Source organism: Fervidicoccaceae archaeon (assembly GCA_038878695.1).
GTDB lineage: Archaea > Thermoproteota > Thermoprotei_A > Sulfolobales > Fervidicoccaceae > JAVZVD01.
This window is the reverse complement of sequence record JAVZVD010000001.1, coordinates 72,180-88,290: the sequence shown is the minus strand read 5'-3', so window position 1 is coordinate 88,290 and position 16,111 is coordinate 72,180. Positions and strand designations below refer to the sequence as shown.

Genomic DNA, 16,111 nt, shown 5'->3' with positions numbered 1-16,111 from the left:
GTACTTGGGGGGTATCCGGGGCGTGCAGAGCGCCTCGAACATACGCGGCTTGTCCGTCCCTCTTCTCGACGACATAGAGCCCGACGGGAAGAAAATTCTCGTGAGGCTTGACATCAACGTCCCCATCGATGCCGAGACCGGCGAGATCTTAGATCCCGGGAAGATACGGGCGCACGTGCCAACTCTGAGAGAGCTAATAGAGCGCGGGTGCAGCGTCGTAGCGATGTCGCATCAGGGGAGACCGGGCTCGAGCGACTTCGTTGAGCTCAGAGCTCATGCCGTAGCCTTGAGCGAGTTCGTCGGGAGAGAGGTGAGGTGGGTCGACGATGTGATAGGGCCTGCGGCCAGAAACGCGATAAAAGAGCTGAAGAGAGGAGAGCTTCTGCTCCTAGATAATCTCCGCGTTCTCTCGGAGGAATCGATCGAGGGCGATCCTGACTTCCACGCCAGGTCCCTCTTCGTTAAGCGACTTTACAAACTCTTTGATGCTTACGTGAACGACGCTTTCGCCTCGGCCCACAGAAGCCACGCCAGCGTGGTGGGCTTCCCGGCTGTGTTGCCCTCGGCGGCCGGCAGACTGCTGCAGAAAGAGCTCGAGGCGGTGAGCAGAGCGTTCGATCCGTCGATGAGCCCTAAGGTCTTCGTGTTAGGCGGGAGCAAGCTCGAGGATAGCGTGAAGCTGATCGAGAAGCTCGCCGAGAAGAAGGTAGCCGACAAGATCCTCACGACAGGTCTCGTCGCCGAGCTATTCTTGCAGGCCACCGGCGCCCGCTTGGGTCACGAGAACTATAGGGTCCTCGAGAAGGCCGGAGCGCCGCGTCTCCTCGAGGCGGCGAGGAGGCTGCTGGAGAGAGGAGCCCCGGTGGAACTGCCGAGGGACTTCGTAGTGGAGCGCGGGAGCGAAATAGCTAGCTGCTCCTCAAGGAGCGTGGAGGGTCTCGTGCGTGACATCGGCGAGGAGACGATCGAGGCCTACTCGGACGAGATCCGAAGAGCCAAAGTAGTCGTGATGCGCGGGCCGGCGGGGGTCGTGGAAGATCCAAGATATAGGAGGGGGACCAGAGCCCTCGTTGAGGCTGCGGCGAGCTCGGGGGCGCTCCTCTTGATAGGCGGGGGCCACATCGGCATGGTGGCCGAGGAGCTCGGGCTCCGAGATAAACCCAACGTTCACATAAGCACCGGCGGCGGAGCGTTGATAAGCCTATTGACCGGCGAGCCTCTCCCGGCTCTCGAAGCCCTGAAGCTCTCTGCGAAGAGGTTCTTAGGGTGGAGGTGCTGAGGCTTGGCGATGGTGCGCGTTGGAGTCAACGGATTTGGCACGATAGGCAAGAGGATCGCTGAGGCGATCGCTGCTCAGGACGACATGAAGCTCGTGGGGGTAGCCAAGACCAAGCCGGACTACGAGGCCCTCATCGCCAGGTCCCGCGGCTACGACATCTATGTAGCCGGGAGCAAGCCGGAGGACTTCGAGGAGAGAGGGATCAAGGTCAAAGGGACGCTCGACGACCTGCTGAGATCGGTTGACGTGATCGTCGACGCAACCCCGGGAGGAGTGGGCGAGAAGTACAAGCCGATCTACGCCGAGCGGGGCGTGAGGGCCGTCTTTCAGGGCGGCGAGAAGGCTCGAGTAGCCGAGATATCGTTCAATTCCTTCTGCAACTACGAGGAGGCGCTCGGCAAGAGCAGCATACGAGTCGTTTCGTGCAACACGACGGGCCTCCTCAGATTGCTCTGCACGGTGGCCAGGGCCTTCGGGCTCGAGAAGGCCAGAGCCTTCATAGTTAGGCGCGGCGCAGACCCGAAGGAGCACGCGAGAGGCCCCATCAACAGCATCGTGCTCGACCCTCCTCAGGTCCCGAGTCACCACGGCCTCGACGTGAAGTCGGTGATGCCGAGGATCGACATCGTGACGGCGGCCATAGCCGTGCCGACCACTCTCATGCACACGCATCATGTCACGCTCAAGCTCAAGAGGAGAGTCGAGAAGCGCGACCTCGTGGAGCTCTTCCTCGAGACCCCCAGGATCCTGGTAGTGAGCAGCGAGGCGACGAGCATAATCAGCACAGGACAGCTCGTGGAGTTCTTCAGAGATTACGGCAGGAGGCGCTACGACGTGCCGGAGCTGATCGTGTGGGAGGAGAGCATCTGGGTCGATGGGGACGAAGTCTCTCTGACGCAGAGCGTCCATCAAGAATCGATAGTGGTCCCCGAGAACGTGGACGCGGTAAGAGCCTCGACTCGGCTCGAGGTGAGCGCCGCGGCGTCTATAGAGAAAACCGATAGGGCTCTGGGGCTGAAGCGCGGCTACCTACACGAGATCGCCTGAGGGCTCGCTCGAGAGGCGGATTTTCAAACCTTTCGCTTAAGGAAAATTCTCGGGCTCACGAGGAGGTCTTCTCTTCTGCATCCAGCTTTTTGAGCTCCTGTTCTATCTCCTTCTCTATCTCCTCTACGGGCTTAGGCGGGGGCGTCGTGGCGAGCGTGTAGCCTATCCAGGCCAGTATCCCGAAGACGCCGGCGACCGCCACCGCCGCCGTGAGCTTGAGCACGATCAAGGCATATTCAGTGAACAGCGCGTAGATGTAGAAGAACACGACGAGAACGCTCACCGCGATGAGGGAGAAGCCGATAACGCGATCGCGCGACATCGAGGGACGGCACCTCGGGCCCTCAATTGGGTACAAACAGCTTGATATAAAGCTATACCCCCTGCTCAAGCCTTTGTGGAGTGCGGGACCGCTTGCCCTCGCGACTGCTAGAAGCCTACGCTAAGTGGCGCGAGCTCTACATCGCGGGCTCCTCCCTCGTTGACAAGCGCGTGGAGGCTCTGAGAGGAGACTACGATAAAATCTACGCTGTGGGAGTCGGGGGCTCCGGCTCGGCTGGCGCGTTCCTCTCGGCGTTGGCGAGGTGGGGCGAGGTGGAGGCCCTAATAATATCTCACAGGTCTCTCGGGCTGCCCGGGCCCGTAGACGAGAGAACCCTCGTCCTCGCCCTGAGTTATTCGGGCAGGACGCTCGAGACGCTGCATTCGGTGGAGCGCGCCCTGAGGCTAGGAGCTCGAGTGATCGGAGTAACGTCGGGAGGCCCTCTGCTGGAGCTGCTGGAGAAGAGAGGCCTCCCCGTGGTCAGGCTACCGGGGGGGCTTCTTCCCCGCGCTAGCCTACCCCTCATGCTCTCGGCCAGCCTGAGGGCGTTAGAGGCCGTCGGCGTGAGAGTAAGTCCCGAGCTCAGTGGAGCCGACGAGGCTCTCGCAGATGTGGTATCAGCCGAGGAGGAGTCGAGAGAGCTCGCTGAGGTCATCGGGAGCTCCACGCCGGTGCTACTCAGCTGCGATCCCTACGAGGTCGTGGCGACGAGGCTGCGCGAGGAGCTGGCCGAGAACTCCAAGAGGCTCTCGCTGCTGGAGACTCTCCCAAACGCCGGCCACAACGCCGTGGTAGCTTGGGCCAGAGCGTCTAAGCGGGATTACAAATTCATCGGAATAGTCGGCCACCGCGCCACCGAGTGCGAGGCTCTCGTCGAGAGCTTCGCCGAAGCGGTCGGGTCTGAGCCGGCGCTCTGGAGGCTGAGAGGTAGAAGCCTCCTCGAGGAGATGCTGAGGGGGGCTTGGATAGCGGGTCTGACGAGCATCAAGCTCGCCGAGGCGGCGGGGGTGGATCCAGTCGAGACACCGGAGATCAACGCGTATAGAAGAGCTCTCGATCAGCGAGAGGGTCTTCGAAAGAGGAGGACCGCGTAGCCGGACTTACGCTTGAGCACTTCGACCGACTCGAAGACGCGCGAGCCCAGCTCGATGGCTCTCCTCTCCCCTCGAGCGAAGACAGCCTGCATGAAGCCCTCGTCCTCGAGCACCCCGGGGGCCTCGAGTATCATCCTCTCGACAACTCTCCACCCGGCCGAGAGAGGAGGGTTGGAGTACACGGCCGCGAATCTGAGGCCCCTCAATCCATCGTATACGTCCGACTCCACCACTCTTACGCGTTCCTCAACGTTATTAGCTCTAGCGTTGAGCCTCGCGAGCTCCAGAGCCCTCCGATTGACGTCGCTCATGTAGATCGTCAGACGCGGATTCGCCTTGGCCACGAAGATTCCTATCACGCCTATCCCAGCGCCTAGGTCTAGGACCGCGCCCTCCGGGGGGACAACGAGATGCTCCAGGAGTAGTCTCGTACCCGGATCTATCCTGCTCGAGGAGAAGACCCCGCTAGACGTATAGAGCTTGAGCTGGATCCCGGCGACGCTATCTAGTATCAGCCTCAGCTTACCCCTCGGAGGCCTCGGCGAGTAGTAGTGCTCGATCAAGGGTTTCGGCCCAGCTCTCCCGAGCTCCTCCAGGCGCGAGGGTAGGCTTCGGGCGACATTATCACCCTCTCGGGGCGAGCCACCACGCCCCGCCCCCGCTTGGCCAGAGCCTCGGGGCTCTCCTCGATTCTCCCGAGCGCCACGAGCTCAGCCTTCGGAGTCATCAGAGCGACCATCGACCCCCTCTTCGCGTCTCTGGTGAATGCCATGACTCCGGGGATCGCTAAGTAGGCTCCGTTCGCCACAGCCGCCACGGCGGATTGCCTAAGCACGATCTTAGGGAGGCGACACACGGCCACCTCGACGGGCATAACGATCTTCCTGAGCATCTCCTCCTCGCCCAGGCACCTCCACGCATAGACGGCCTCGCTTATCTCGTGCAGCGTATGCGACGTATCCTCCGAGAAGGGCCCGCTCCTCGTGCGTCTCAGCTCGCGCATGTGGGCCCCCGTCCCCAGCAGCACTCCCATGTCGTGGCACAGCTTCCTAACGTAGGTCCCGGCGTCGCACGAGATCCTCACGAGGACGAGCCTGTCGACCTTCTCCAGGACCTCGAGGCGGCGAACTCTCCTCACTCGCAGGGTCCTCTTGACGTTTGACCTAACGGGAGGCCTCTGATATATAAGACCCGTGAAGTACCGAGCCACTCTCTCTATCTCCTCGACGTCGACTTCTCCGTGCAACTGCGCAACGCACACGTACTCTTTATCCGACCCCATTACGACTCTCATCACTGCCGTGGCTCTGCCGAGAGCTATCGGGAGGACGCCGGTCACCTTGGGGTCTCCCCGCTCGACCCGCTCGCGCGGGGCCGAGCTCGAGGGTCCCCCCGTGGCCGGCCTTGCTCACGCCCAGCATCCTCTTGATCCACGCGACGACTTCGTGGCTGGTGGGCCCCGGGGGCTTATCGACGTTGATCACGCCCAGGTTCAGGAGATCGTTCAGGCTCCTCTCCGTCGGCGAGACCCCGAGCTCGGGATCTAGCTGCTCGTCGATCAGCACCACCCACTCTTTCTTCTCGCCGCAGAAGCCGTGGACCAGGCGATCTATGTTCCTGAGCGCCTCCTCCGCGTCCACTCCTCTCTCACCCGCCGACTTTTATCGGGCGGGCGGAGAATTAATGTGTAGTCGAGGCGCCGAGCTTCAGGATGCGTTTAACGAGGTCCGTCAAGGTCTCCTTAATCTCTTCCTCGCTTGCTAGGGAGGTGTCGAGCTTCACGTGGAAGAACCCCTGATCCGTAACGTCAATCCCATAGAACTTCTTGTACCTCAGAGCTTCGAGGAGCTCTCTCTTCGTGGTCTCGACGACGACCTCGCCGAGGGGTCTACCCTCTCTCGAGGCGATCCTCAAGACTCTCACCTCGAGAGGTGCGTCGAGGAACACGAGCAGATCGGCCACGCCGGCCACGGCCCACGCCGCCAGGTGCCCTTCGATGACCGCTCCGCCGCTCGACGCCTCCCTGATGACCTCCGACTCGATAAGGAAATCAACGCTCGGACTCTCCAGGGCCTCTCTGTTGAGCTCCTCGAGCGTGAGCCCTCTCTCCTCGGCAATTTTCCTGAAGATCTTCCCGGCGCTGACGAGCTTTAGGCCTAGCTCTTTGGATAGATGCGCCGCGTACGTGGTCTTACCGCTGCCGGCGCTCCCGCTCACCGCGATTATAAGGCCTCGCCGCCTCAACGCCCCCATCTCCCGCGACTTCGAGCCCTCGGAGGACTGAGCCCTCCCGCAACCTAGCTCGAGGCCCGCACGGCCTCCTTGATCGCCCTCGACAGGCACGCCGGGCAGAGGACCCCGCCGTACGGCCTCTCCGGCCTCTTCGAGGTCTTAGACAGAGACCTGAGCTCGCTCGGCCTCAGAGCCGGCACCCCCGCGAGCTCTCTACCACAGACACAACATTGGGCTCTCCCGGCTTTCCTCGCTCGGTAACGCACGACGGTTTTTCCGCTCGGGACCCTCACGTGGACCCTAGCCAGGCTGCTCGTCCTGTACGAGGGCCTGGGCAAGGGCGTCACCTGAGCGATTGATCGCGGCGAGAGTTAATTAGCTGGCGCGAGTTCACCTCGGAGAGTGGTTAAGAGCCTTACCCCTCCAAGGGCCGAAGAGGCGGTGCTAGGAGATTGCCCGCGATAATAGAAGTCGGTAGGATATGCGTGAAGACGCTCGGGCGCGAAGCCGGGAGAAAGTGCGTGGTAGTCGACATAATAGATGACGACTTTGTCCTAGTGACGGGCCCCAAGGAATTGAGCGGGGTCAGGAGGCGGAGAGTCAACATAGAGCACCTGGAGCCCACCGACAAGAAGATCGACTTGCCCAGGGGGGCCGGCGACGAGATCGTGAGGGAGACCCTAGAGAGAGCGGGGCTCCTGGACTACATGCGGCAGCGCGTTAAGATCGGACCGAGACCTCAGCTTCTCGGGGGAGCACGGTGACGGTCTCAGCTTTTTAAGCGCGGCAGCATAGGACCGTGCCCGATGGCGAGGAGGTGCGCCGGGTGTCCTCGAGCTCTCAACAATTTAGGCACATAGTCAGAGTGGCCGGCGTGGACTTGGAGGGAAAACTAGACGTAGTCCACGGCTTAGCGAGCATCAAGGGGATCGGCGTGAACTTAGCGGCGGCCCTCGTCAGGAGGCTCGGGATGGACCCGACGAGGAAGATAGGCGAGCTCACCGATGCCGAGCTGGCGACCTTGGAGGACGCGGTGCTCGATCCGTCCAAGTACGGCGTCCCTAGCTGGATGCTCAATAGGAGAAAGGACTACGAGAGCGGAGAAGATCTACACCTCGTCGGTGCTGACCTAATATTCAAGGTGAGACAGGACATAGAGCGAGAGAAGAAGATAAAGAGCTGGCGCGGCATAAGACACGCGCTAGGCCTGAAAGTGAGAGGGCAGAGGACCGCGACCACGGGCAGATTCGGGCCGACCGTTGGCGTGAAGAAGAGCAAGGCCAAGAAGTGAGGGCGCCATGGGAGATCCGAAGAAGCCTAAGAGAAAGTGGGAGAGACCCGGCCACCCGTGGATCAAGGAGAGATTACAGCACGAGCTCGAGCTCATGGGGAGGTACGGCCTCAGGAACAAGCGCGAGCTCTGGGCCGCCGCTAGCCTGGCTAGGAGGCTGAGGCATAGAGCCAGAAGCCTGTTGGCTCTGCCGCTCGAGGTCAGAGCCGTAGAGGAGAGGAGGCTGCTCGACTTGGTCACGCGCAAGCTCGGTCTGCTCCGCGAGGCCTCGAGCCTCGACGACGTGCTCTCTATCACGGCCGAGCACGTGCTCGAGAGGAGGCTCCAGACCGTGGTCTACAAGAAGAGGCTGGCGAGGACCATTCACGAGGCTAGGCAGCTCATAGTACACGGCCACGTGGGCATCGGTGGGAGGAGGGTGAGGAGCCCCGGCCGCCTCGTCTCGCCCGAAGAGGAGGAGCTCGTGGACCTGCTCCCCGACAGCCCCATGAGGCGGGTCCTCGCGGCGCCGAGCGCCTGAGGTAGTGAGGCAGAAGGTGGTCGCGATTGTCGCTACACTCTAGAGAGCTCAAGTGGGGCGTGGCTCACATCTACAGCTCGCTCAACAACACCATAGTCCACATAACCGACCTCAGCGGAGCCGAGACCTTCGCTCGAGTGAGCGGCGGAATGGTGGTCAAGGCCGACAGAGAGAAGCCGTCGCCTTATGCCGCTATGCTTTGCGCGGCGAGAGCGGCCAAAGAGGCAATGGATAAGGGCATCACGGCGATACACATTAGGGTCAGAGCCCCGGGGGGGCACGGCCCCAAGACCCCGGGACCCGGAGCTCAACCAGCCATTAGGGTTCTAGCGAGAGCCGGCTTCGTCATAGGTAGAATAGAGGACGTGACGCCGATACCGCACGACACTACGAGGAGACCCGGCGGAAGACGGGGTAGGAGAGTCTGACGCAGAGGAGCTGAGGCTTCGATGAGCGGAGAAAGCGGAGATGGAGGATGGAGAGTCGAGGTCCTGGAGAGAAGCGAGGATAAACTCAGCCTGCTCTTCGACGGAGTGCCTCTGCATTTGTTGGCGGCGCTGAGGAGAGCAGTGATTGAGGAGGTACCCACCATGGCAGTGAGCGCCGTCATGTTCCTCGAGAACAGCAGCGCGCTCCACGACGAGGTCCTGGCCCACAGGCTGGCTATGATCCCCCTCCGCAGCGAGGAGGCCCTGAGGAAGTACAGGCCCCCGGAAGAGTGTAGAGAGTGCGTCGATTGCGAGAATTGCACGACTAAGCTCTACCTCGACGTGAAGAACGTCGACTTAGACGAGCTGACAGTGTACTCGGGCGACTTGAAGCCCGAGGACCCCGACGTGAGGCCGGTGCACGACCGCGTGCCCATCGTGAAGCTGGCCAGGGGACAGAGCATTGCGTTGGAGGCCGAGGCTAGGCTGGGGCGCGGCAGGGAGCACGCTAAATGGAGCCCTGTCACGGTGGCAGTCGTCGTGGCGGTCCCTCGAGTGACCTTCGACTTTTCCCGAGTAAGCGAGAAAGAGCTCGAAGAGTGCTTGGGCTGCCTCGAGGGCTTGAGCCGCGAGCTGGCCGAGCGCGTTAGGAGAGAGCTCAGAGGCACGATCGAGTTGACCAGGTTCAGGAACACCTCGCTGCTGAGGTACTGCGAGGCGAAGAAGTGCTCGGGAGCTCTCAAGGTAACGTACTCTGGAACCAAGAGGATACTGAAGATCGAGGGCACGGGGGCCCTACCCTGCGACCTGATCGTGCTGCGAGGGATCGAGGAGCTGAAGAGAAAGGTCCTGAGAACTCTGGCCTCGCTGAAGGAGATCGAGAGAGAAGGCGCTGGGGGGTGAGGACCTTGACGATCGAGACGAAGAGCACCAATGCTCTCAAGAGAAGGCTCCTGAGAAGACTCGTCTCGCTCTCTCGAGCTCACAAATCTAGGTTGCTTAGAAGAGTCGCGGAGAAGCTGGGGTCGCCCAGGCGCAGAGCCGTGGCAGTCAACGTGGGCGAGCTGGAGGAGATAGGCCGAGAGGGCGAGGTGCTGGTGGTTCCCGGGAAGGTATTGGGAGGAGGAGAGCTAACGAAGAAGCTGACCGTGGTGGCTTACTCGTACAGCGTGAAAGCGTGGAGGAAGATTAAAGAGGCCGGGGGAACCCCTCTGCTCATCGAGGACGTGGTGAGAGACGAGAGCCTGCTACGCGAGGTGCTCTCGCGACCTAAGAGGTTGGTGTCGTGATGACGGGTAAGGTCGGCGTTAGCTCCGGGATCCTGGTGATCGACGCCGAGAATCAGATATTGGGGAGGCTAGCCAGTAGAGTGGCGAAGCTGCTACTAGAGGGGCGCAAAATCGTAATCGTCAACGCCGAGAAGGCCTTGCTGAGCGGCGAGCCTAGGACGGTCATCGAGGGCTACAAGAAGATCTTCGAGGTGCAGACCTACAGGAACCCGGAGAGGCAGGGGATAAGGAGAGAGAGAAGCCCCGAGAGAATAGTCAAGAGCGCGGTGCGCGGAATGCTGCCAGTGGACAAGCACAAAGGGAGGGCGGCCCTTAAGAACCTCATGGTCTACGCGGGGGTGCCGAGCGAGTTCGCCGAGGCTATTAAAATCAAATTCCCCGAGGCCGACGCCTCGAAGCTTAGGTGCAAGAGCGTCTCTGTCGGAGAGCTCGCGAGGCAGCTGGGCTGGCGAGGGTGAGGTAGAGTGAGCACGAGGATCGTCATAGCAGCCGGGAGGAGGAAGACGGCTCGAGCGAGAGTCGTGATTAAGCCGGGCAGGGGCAGAGTGTGGGTCAACGGGGTCCCGCTAGAGCTCCTGCCCAACGAGCTCGTGAGATTGAAGATAATGGAGCCTCTCCTACTAGCTGGCGAGGCCCTCTGGGGAAGCGTTGATATCCAAGTGAAAGTCGAGGGGGGAGGAGTCATGGGACAAGCCGACGCGGCGCGCATGGCCCTGGCGCGCGGGCTCGTAGAGTACTTCGGGTCCGAGGAGCTCAGGAGGATCTACACGGCTTACGATAGGACGATGTTGGCCGGGGACCCTAGGCAGACCGAGCCCGAGAAGTACATGAGGAGGAGTGCTAGGAGGAGGTGGCAGAAGTCCTACAGGTGAGGAGCTCTTGTTGATCCCCGTCAGGTGCTTCACGTGCGGCAAGCTCCTGGGCCACCTCTGGGAGGAGTTCAGCGAGAGGGTGAAGGCCGGCGAGGAGCCCGAGAGCGTTCTCGATGAGCTGGGCGTAGATAGGTACTGCTGTAGGAGAGTGCTCGTGGCTCACGTGCCCTTAATAGAGCAGGCCATGAAGTTTAGGTCGCTGAGGTGAGACTGCGCCGTGTCGTCGTACATGAGAGAGACCGAGCAGGAGCTCGAGGTTCGAAGAGCACAAATTGAGCTCCTCATCGATATAGAGAAGTACCTAGCAGCGGGAGTCCACATAGGGACGCACATCTGCACTAAGACTATGAAGCAATTCGTCTATAGGATAAGGCCGGACGGCATATATATCCTCGACGTGAGGAAGATCGACGAGAGGCTGAGGATAGCCGCTAACATGCTCTCGACCGCGGAGCCCGGGAAGCTGCTTGTCGTTAGCGTTAGGCAATACGGCTTCACCCCTGTAGAGAAGTTCTCTCACTACACGGGGGCCAAGGCTGTGATTGGTAGATTCATGCCGGGCACGTTGACCAACCCGAGGCTCGAGTGGTACGTGGAGCCCGACGTCGTCCTCGTGACCGACCCTAGAGCAGACGAGCACGCCGTGTTGGAGGCCTCGAACATGGGGATCCCGGTCGTGGCCTTTGTCGACACGGACAATAGGACCGACGACATCGACCTAGTGATACCGGCTAACAACAAGGGCAGAAAGAGCTTGGCCCTCCTCTACTGGCTACTGGCCCGCGAGATCCTGAGAGCGAGGGGGCTCATAGCTAAGCATCAGAGCCTACCGGAGCCGCCCGCGGCCTTCGAGGCCAAGGCATCGAAGGTCGCGGCCTGAGGGCTCCTAGGCGAGCGAGGGCCGGAGCCCGGACGGAGCGTCTATCGCGCTTCCCCGACTTATACATCTCCAGAACCGTAAAGTATTCGGAGGCCTTTGCTCGAGCGTTTGCTTGGTGAGCAAAGTGGAGGACATTAGGAGGCCCGCCGTGGCCGGGTACTTCTACGAGGCCGACGCTTCTCAGCTGAGACGCAGGATCGAGTGGTGCTTCAGGCACAGAATAGGGCCGGGCCTTCTCCCAGAGAGAAGCGGGGAGGGAGAGCGGGAGTCTATAGGTTACGTCGTGCCGCACGCCGGCTACGTATACAGCGGACCCGTCGCTGCCCACGCCTACTATGCCCTCTCTCGAGAGAAGAGGCCCGAGACCATCATCCTGATAGGACCCAATCACACCGGCGCAGGCCCCCCCGTCTCCCTCGCCCCGTGGAGGAAGTGGAGGACTCCCCTGGGGATCATGGAGGTTGACGTAGAGCTCAGAGACTACTTGGTCAAAAGGGGAGGAGTGATCGTGCCAGACTACGAGGCTCATCTCTTCGAGCATAGCCTCGAAGTACAGCTGCCGTTCATTCAATATGTATACGGCGAAGAGGTCAAAATTCTACCGATAGTTGCACTGGAGCAGACCCCCTCGGTGGCCGAGGCCGTGGTCGCGGAGCTCGAGGAGGCGGTGGAGGCGCTAGGCAGGGACGCCGTTATTCTGGCCAGCACCGACTTCAATCACTACGACCCCCACGACGTTACCTTCAGGAAGGACATGAGAGCTATAGAGGCCATGGAGTCGCTCGACGTTGAGGAGTTCTACAGAGTGGTCATGAGAGAGGACGTGAGCGTGTGCGGGCCTCTCGGCGTGATGGTCTTAATGCTCCTCGCTAGGAGGAGAAGAGGAGGGAGGCCCGAGATCCTCGCGCACGCCACTTCGGGAGACACGAGCGGCGACCTGAGCCACACCGTCGGCTACGTGGCGGCCAAGTTCCCGCTCAGAGCCTCGGGCGCCATCTGAGCAGACGGAGAAGATCGAATTGAGACGTTCTCTGGTGTTCGTGGAGAAGCGCGCTCCGCTGCTGATATCGCATAGGGTCCCCGGCAGAGATCCCCCCGCTCTGGCCTATCCTACGCTAGACGTGATCTCCTTGAGGGTCGAAGCAAGAGCCGGGAGCAGAGCCTCGTCGGTAATCGCGCGAGGACCCGCCGAAGTTCGCCGAGAGGTCGAGCTAGTCTTCGACTCGCTGGCGAGAGAGGTCCTACCGACCCCCGTCGAGATAGAGTTGAAGGTCTCTGGTGCTCGACGTCTCGGAGCAATGACGACCACGGCCCTCGCGGCTCACTCTATCATCATAGCGCTCGAGAGATTCTTCGAGGTGGGCTTCACCCGCGAGGAGAGGACGTCGATTCTGGCAGCGCTGCTAGTCGAGCGCGGCTCGACGCACACCGAGGCTCTCGCTCTCGCTAACGCGATCGAGCTAGATAAACCTGTAATCTATAGCGCGGCGGAGGGGCTGCTCGAGCTCGAGGGAGAGCCGGTAGCCCTCGGGGGGATGCGTCGAGTAAAGCTAGAGCGCCTTAAGGGTTACCCGACTTACTTGCTAGACTACGCCGCTAAGCTGTCGGCTCGAGTCGTAGCTGCGCTGGCCAGGCTTCTGCCGAAGCTCGCGTCGGGGGAGGAGCTCAGCGATGAGGATATTACTATGTTGAGGTCAAGCAACTCTCTGTGGCACGTATTGCATGGGGCGCGGGTGCCGATGGTCAACCGCGAGAGGGTCAAATTGACTATTCCCTCTCTCCCCGGCGAGGCGGTGGAGGTGGAGATACGTCGTGTCGATGGAGAGACTCGCAGTGAAGCTGGGCGGTAGCCTCATCACCGACAAGGGCAAACCGATGAGAGTGAGAGCGCGCGTCGTGCGCAGATTATCGCGCGAACTCGAGACTTCCTGGAGAAGGGGCTCGAGGCTCGTCGTGGTGCACGGCGGGGGATCTTTCGGCCACTATGCGGTCGAGCACGAGATCAAAGAGAAGGGCAAGCTCGACGTCGACTCTGTGCCAAAGATCTCGGGCCTGATGAGAAGACTCAACGCGATCGTCGCAGAGAGCATGGAAGAGCTCGGCCTCCCAATTCTGGTGTTTCACCCCAGCTCCTCGTGTTACTTTGATTGTGAGAGAGGAGCTCTCGAATGTAATTACGAGGCCGTCGTGAGGGCTTTCGAGAGAGGTCACGTGCCTCTCCTCCACGGCGACGCCGTCTACCCCGTCGGCGACTGCGCTCCAATGATCTTATCGGGCGACGAACTAACCATGCACCTCGCGTTGCTCACGCGCTCTGAGCTCGTGGTATTCGCGATGGACGTGCCGGGAATCCTCGTGCCGAGTAGAGGGAGGCGCGAGAGGGTCTTGAGAACAATACAGCCGGAGGAGCTCAGGAGACTAGCCAAGAGCTTGGGGCGGAGAATAGGCGGAGTCTACGACGTGACAGGAGGGATAGCGGCGAAGCTCGAGGTTGTGGCCAAGTACATCGAGAGGGGTTACTCCGGGCGAGTCTTATTCACAACGGGCCTCAAGCCCGGCAATCTCGAGAGAGCCCTCACGGGAGAGCCCGTGATCGGGACGCTACTCGAGGCGAGGAGGACGTGAGGAGAGAGCTGGAGGAGACAGTCTCGAGGAAGCTGGAGCACATGCTCTTAGCTCTCAGCGAGGACGTAGAGGAGGGCGAGACCTTACTCGACGAGGTCGTCTTCGTCCATAATCCTTTGCCCGAGATTGACCTGAGAGGCGTCGACCTGAGGATCGAGTTTCTCGGGAGAGAGCTCGACGCGCCGATAGTGGTCGAGGGAGTGACCGGGGGCCACCCTCTCTCAGTCGAGGTTAACAGGAGGCTAGCTAGGCTCGCTCGTAGGCACAAATTGGCCGTCGAGATGGGGAGCCAGCGGGCCCTCATGGAGGCTGGCGAAAACGAGGAGATACTGCGCTCCTATCGTGTCCTCCGCGAGGAGGCTGGAGAAGCTCCCGTAATAGGCAACATCGGGGTTCAGCAGCTACCCGACGAGGATCCCGCCGACGCGGCTAATCGCCTAGTCGAGGCGGTCGACGCGGACGCCCTGGCGGTGCACCTCAATCCGGCTCAAGAGGTCTTTCAGCCCGAAGGAGACGCCCTATACTCCGGTGCGCTCGAGAAAGTGAGGAGGCTCGCGAGGTCCCTCAAGGTCCCGCTCATAGTTAAGGAGACGGGGTGCGGCGTCTCGTTCGAAGCCGCCAGAATGCTGAGAGACGCCGGAGTGAGCTATATAGATGTGGCGGGTCGCGGCGGTACGAGTTGGATCAAAATCGAGATGCTCAGATGCAAGAGAAGAGGCGACGAGGTATTGGCCGGGGCAGCCAAGTCGTTCCTCTCGTGGGGGATCCCCACGGCTGCCAGCATAGTCGAGGTAAAAGCCGCTCACCCCCAGGCCTTCGTGATCGGGAGCGGCGGTATTAGGAGCGGCCTCCACGCGGCCGCCGCGATGAGGCTCGGCGCGGGCGCCGTCGGCATGGCTCTCCCGCTCTTCAGGCTGGCTCTCCGCTCCGAGGAGAGCCTCGACGCTTACGTAGAGAGGTTCAAGGCCGAGCTGAGGAGAGCCCTCTTCTTGACAGGCTCGCGGAATTTCGAAGAACTCCGAAGAGCACCCATAGTGTTGGGGCCCAGGCTCTTATCTTGGTTCCAGCAGAGGATCCCCGGATGGCAGGCTCTACTGCGCTTGCCGATTACGTGAGGAGCGATGGCACGGCAACCTCAGAGAAATAGGCTCGGAGGATCGAGAACGTGGTAGGAGGTAGATTGAGCGAAGATCGCGAGCTCCTCGCGGAGCTAATCAGGCGCGTGAGCTCCGATGTAAACTCGCTTATAGCGAGGACGGTGACGGGAGAGCCGCGCGAGCTCTACGACGCGGCGACCCACTTGATCAAAGTCGGCGGCAAGAGGCTCAGGCCGGTCCTCCTAGTTGCATCGGGCTTAGCGAGCGGGGCCGACTACGAGGTCCTCCTGCCCTTCGCCGCGGCTGTCGAGCTGGTCCACACGTTCACGCTCGTACACGACGACGTGATGGACAACGACGACCTCAGGAGGGGCGTGCCGACGGTCCATAGGTTGTGGGGTGTCCCAATGGCCATAACAGCCGGAGACGCTCTCTTCGCGAAAGCGTTCGAGGTAGCGTCGTCAAGTGCCCTGATGAGTGCGAGCGTCGATCCTCGGAGAACTCTCTCCGCCCTCTTCGAGCTGGCCAGAGCCGCTCGGGTCGTTGCCGAGGGCCAGGCTCTCGACATGTACTTCGAGAGCAGCCCAAGCGTGTCTGAGCACGAGTACTTCGAGATGGTCCGCAAGAAGACAGGAGCCCTCATCGAGGCCTCGGCCAGGATGGGGGCTCTGCTCGCCGGAGCGCCCGACGAGCACGTCGACGCCCTAGGGCGCTACGCGCTCAACGTTGGGGTGGCCTTCCAGGTGAAGGACGATCTGCTCGGCATGTACGGGACCGAGGAGGAAATCGGTAAGCCTGTGTTCAGCGACTTGAGAGAGGGCAAGAAGACTTTGCTCGTCATCAGAGCGCTCGCGCGGGGAAGCAACGAGCTGCGCGACAAGCTCCTAGGCGTGTTGGGGAAGAGAGACGCTCCCAGGAGCGCGTATGAGGAAGTCGCGGAGCTCTTGAGAGCTGAGGGCATAGCCGAGGAGGTGGAAGAGGAGGCGAGGCGTCGGGCGCTCGAGGCCCTGGAGCATCTCGAGAGATTAAGGGACGCTCCCAGGCCCGAGTACATCGACGCGCTCAGAGCTCTCGCTCTATACGTGGTAGAGAGGTCGAAGTAGCACGAGGAAGCCGGACCGATCGGAGCCGGGGC

Annotated in this window: 24 protein-coding genes; 18 read left to right on the top strand and 6 right to left on the bottom strand. The window is 61.4% G+C overall.

Features of this window, described 5'->3' with window-relative positions; genetic code table 11:
* Positions 1–22 precede the first annotated feature (22 nt).
* Positions 23–1,279: a phosphoglycerate kinase gene (gene pgk / locus QXU97_00530; protein ID MEM4035099.1), complete on the top strand. Its 1,257-nt coding sequence runs from the start codon at positions 23–25 to the stop codon at positions 1,277–1,279.
* Positions 1,280–1,288: 9 nt separating this feature from the next.
* A complete protein-coding gene (locus QXU97_00525; GenBank protein MEM4035098.1) occupies positions 1,289–2,326 on the top strand; it encodes a type II glyceraldehyde-3-phosphate dehydrogenase in 1,038 nt (345 codons plus the stop codon).
* A gap of 55 nt (positions 2,327–2,381) precedes the next feature.
* Here QXU97_00525 and QXU97_00520 read toward each other — a convergent pair whose 3' ends face one another.
* Positions 2,382–2,648, bottom strand: a complete 267-nt coding sequence (locus QXU97_00520) for a transcriptional regulator (protein ID MEM4035097.1) — start codon at positions 2,646–2,648, stop codon at positions 2,382–2,384.
* Positions 2,649–2,740: 92 nt separating this feature from the next.
* Between QXU97_00520 and QXU97_00515 the strand changes: the two genes are divergently transcribed.
* On the top strand, positions 2,741–3,742 hold the full coding sequence (locus QXU97_00515) for an SIS domain-containing protein (protein ID MEM4035096.1): 1,002 nt from the start codon (positions 2,741–2,743) through the stop codon (positions 3,740–3,742).
* Here the strand turns inward: QXU97_00515 and QXU97_00510 are convergent.
* From QXU97_00510 to QXU97_00490, 5 genes are read right to left on the bottom strand one after another with little or no spacing between them, the layout of a single operon-like run.
* On the bottom strand, positions 3,706–4,305 hold the full coding sequence (locus QXU97_00510) for a methyltransferase (GenBank protein MEM4035095.1): 600 nt from the start codon (positions 4,303–4,305) through the stop codon (positions 3,706–3,708). The genes QXU97_00515 and QXU97_00510 overlap by 37 nt on opposite strands.
* Positions 4,302–5,081 (bottom strand): RNA-guided pseudouridylation complex pseudouridine synthase subunit Cbf5, encoded by a 780-nt coding sequence (locus QXU97_00505; protein ID MEM4035094.1) that lies wholly within the window; start codon positions 5,079–5,081, stop codon positions 4,302–4,304. Before QXU97_00505 ends, QXU97_00510 begins: the two co-directional genes overlap by 4 nt.
* Positions 5,011–5,382: a hypothetical protein gene (locus tag QXU97_00500; protein MEM4035093.1), complete on the bottom strand. Its 372-nt coding sequence runs from the start codon at positions 5,380–5,382 to the stop codon at positions 5,011–5,013. The genes QXU97_00505 and QXU97_00500 overlap by 71 nt, the downstream gene beginning before the upstream one ends.
* A gap of 40 nt (positions 5,383–5,422) precedes the next feature.
* Positions 5,423–5,986: a cytidylate kinase family protein gene (locus QXU97_00495; protein ID MEM4035092.1), complete on the bottom strand. Its 564-nt coding sequence runs from the start codon at positions 5,984–5,986 to the stop codon at positions 5,423–5,425.
* Between the two features lie 53 nt (positions 5,987–6,039).
* Positions 6,040–6,312 carry a 50S ribosomal protein L34e gene (locus QXU97_00490; protein MEM4035091.1) on the bottom strand — a complete coding sequence of 91 codons (273 nt, stop codon included), beginning with the start codon at positions 6,310–6,312 and terminating at the stop codon, positions 6,040–6,042.
* Positions 6,313–6,426: 114 nt separating this feature from the next.
* Here QXU97_00490 and QXU97_00485 point away from each other — a divergent pair, with 114 nt between their 5' ends.
* The 15 genes from QXU97_00485 to QXU97_00415 all read left to right on the top strand — a co-directional run bounded on the left by QXU97_00485 (position 6,427) and on the right by QXU97_00415 (position 16,079).
* Positions 6,427–6,738, top strand: coding sequence for a 50S ribosomal protein L14e (locus QXU97_00485; protein ID MEM4035090.1), 312 nt, complete (start codon positions 6,427–6,429; stop codon positions 6,736–6,738).
* Positions 6,739–6,800: 62 nt separating this feature from the next.
* Positions 6,801–7,265, top strand: a complete 465-nt coding sequence (locus tag QXU97_00480) for a 30S ribosomal protein S13 (protein MEM4035089.1) — start codon at positions 6,801–6,803, stop codon at positions 7,263–7,265.
* A 7-nt stretch (positions 7,266–7,272) separates the two neighbouring features.
* Positions 7,273–7,785 (top strand): 30S ribosomal protein S4, encoded by a 513-nt coding sequence (locus QXU97_00475; GenBank protein MEM4035088.1) that lies wholly within the window; start codon positions 7,273–7,275, stop codon positions 7,783–7,785.
* Positions 7,786–7,811: 26 nt separating this feature from the next.
* On the top strand, positions 7,812–8,213 hold the full coding sequence (locus tag QXU97_00470) for a 30S ribosomal protein S11 (GenBank protein ID MEM4035087.1): 402 nt from the start codon (positions 7,812–7,814) through the stop codon (positions 8,211–8,213).
* Between the two features lie 21 nt (positions 8,214–8,234).
* Positions 8,235–9,116, top strand: coding sequence for a DNA-directed RNA polymerase subunit D (locus tag QXU97_00465; GenBank protein ID MEM4035086.1), 882 nt, complete (start codon positions 8,235–8,237; stop codon positions 9,114–9,116).
* 5 nt (positions 9,117–9,121) lie between these two features.
* Complete coding sequence (locus tag QXU97_00460; protein ID MEM4035085.1) at positions 9,122–9,502, top strand: 50S ribosomal protein L18e; 381 nt, start codon at positions 9,122–9,124, stop codon at positions 9,500–9,502.
* Positions 9,502–9,960 carry a 50S ribosomal protein L13 gene (locus QXU97_00455; protein MEM4035084.1) on the top strand — a complete coding sequence of 153 codons (459 nt, stop codon included), beginning with the start codon at positions 9,502–9,504 and terminating at the stop codon, positions 9,958–9,960. Before QXU97_00460 ends, QXU97_00455 begins: the two co-directional genes overlap by 1 nt.
* A 6-nt stretch (positions 9,961–9,966) precedes the next feature.
* Positions 9,967–10,374, top strand: a complete 408-nt coding sequence (locus QXU97_00450; protein ID MEM4035083.1) for a 30S ribosomal protein S9 — start codon at positions 9,967–9,969, stop codon at positions 10,372–10,374.
* Entirely contained in the window at positions 10,340–10,582 is a 243-nt protein-coding gene (locus tag QXU97_00445) for a DNA-directed RNA polymerase subunit N (protein MEM4035082.1), read from the top strand. Before QXU97_00450 ends, QXU97_00445 begins: the two co-directional genes overlap by 35 nt.
* Before the next feature lie 9 nt (positions 10,583–10,591).
* Positions 10,592–11,254, top strand: a complete 663-nt coding sequence (gene rpsB, locus QXU97_00440) for a 30S ribosomal protein S2 (GenBank protein ID MEM4035081.1) — start codon at positions 10,592–10,594, stop codon at positions 11,252–11,254.
* 115 nt (positions 11,255–11,369) lie between these two features.
* A complete protein-coding gene (gene amrB / locus QXU97_00435) occupies positions 11,370–12,254 on the top strand; it encodes an AmmeMemoRadiSam system protein B (GenBank protein MEM4035080.1) in 885 nt (294 codons plus the stop codon).
* Between the two features lie 19 nt (positions 12,255–12,273).
* Complete coding sequence (locus QXU97_00430; GenBank protein MEM4035079.1) at positions 12,274–13,104, top strand: hypothetical protein; 831 nt, start codon at positions 12,274–12,276, stop codon at positions 13,102–13,104.
* Positions 13,073–13,879, top strand: coding sequence for an isopentenyl phosphate kinase (locus QXU97_00425; GenBank protein ID MEM4035078.1), 807 nt, complete (start codon positions 13,073–13,075; stop codon positions 13,877–13,879). The genes QXU97_00430 and QXU97_00425 overlap by 32 nt, the downstream gene beginning before the upstream one ends.
* Entirely contained in the window at positions 13,876–14,994 is a 1,119-nt protein-coding gene (gene fni / locus QXU97_00420) for a type 2 isopentenyl-diphosphate Delta-isomerase (GenBank protein ID MEM4035077.1), read from the top strand. The genes QXU97_00425 and fni overlap by 4 nt, the downstream gene beginning before the upstream one ends.
* Before the next feature lie 65 nt (positions 14,995–15,059).
* Entirely contained in the window at positions 15,060–16,079 is a 1,020-nt protein-coding gene (locus tag QXU97_00415) for a polyprenyl synthetase family protein (protein ID MEM4035076.1), read from the top strand.
* Positions 16,080–16,111 lie beyond the last annotated feature (32 nt).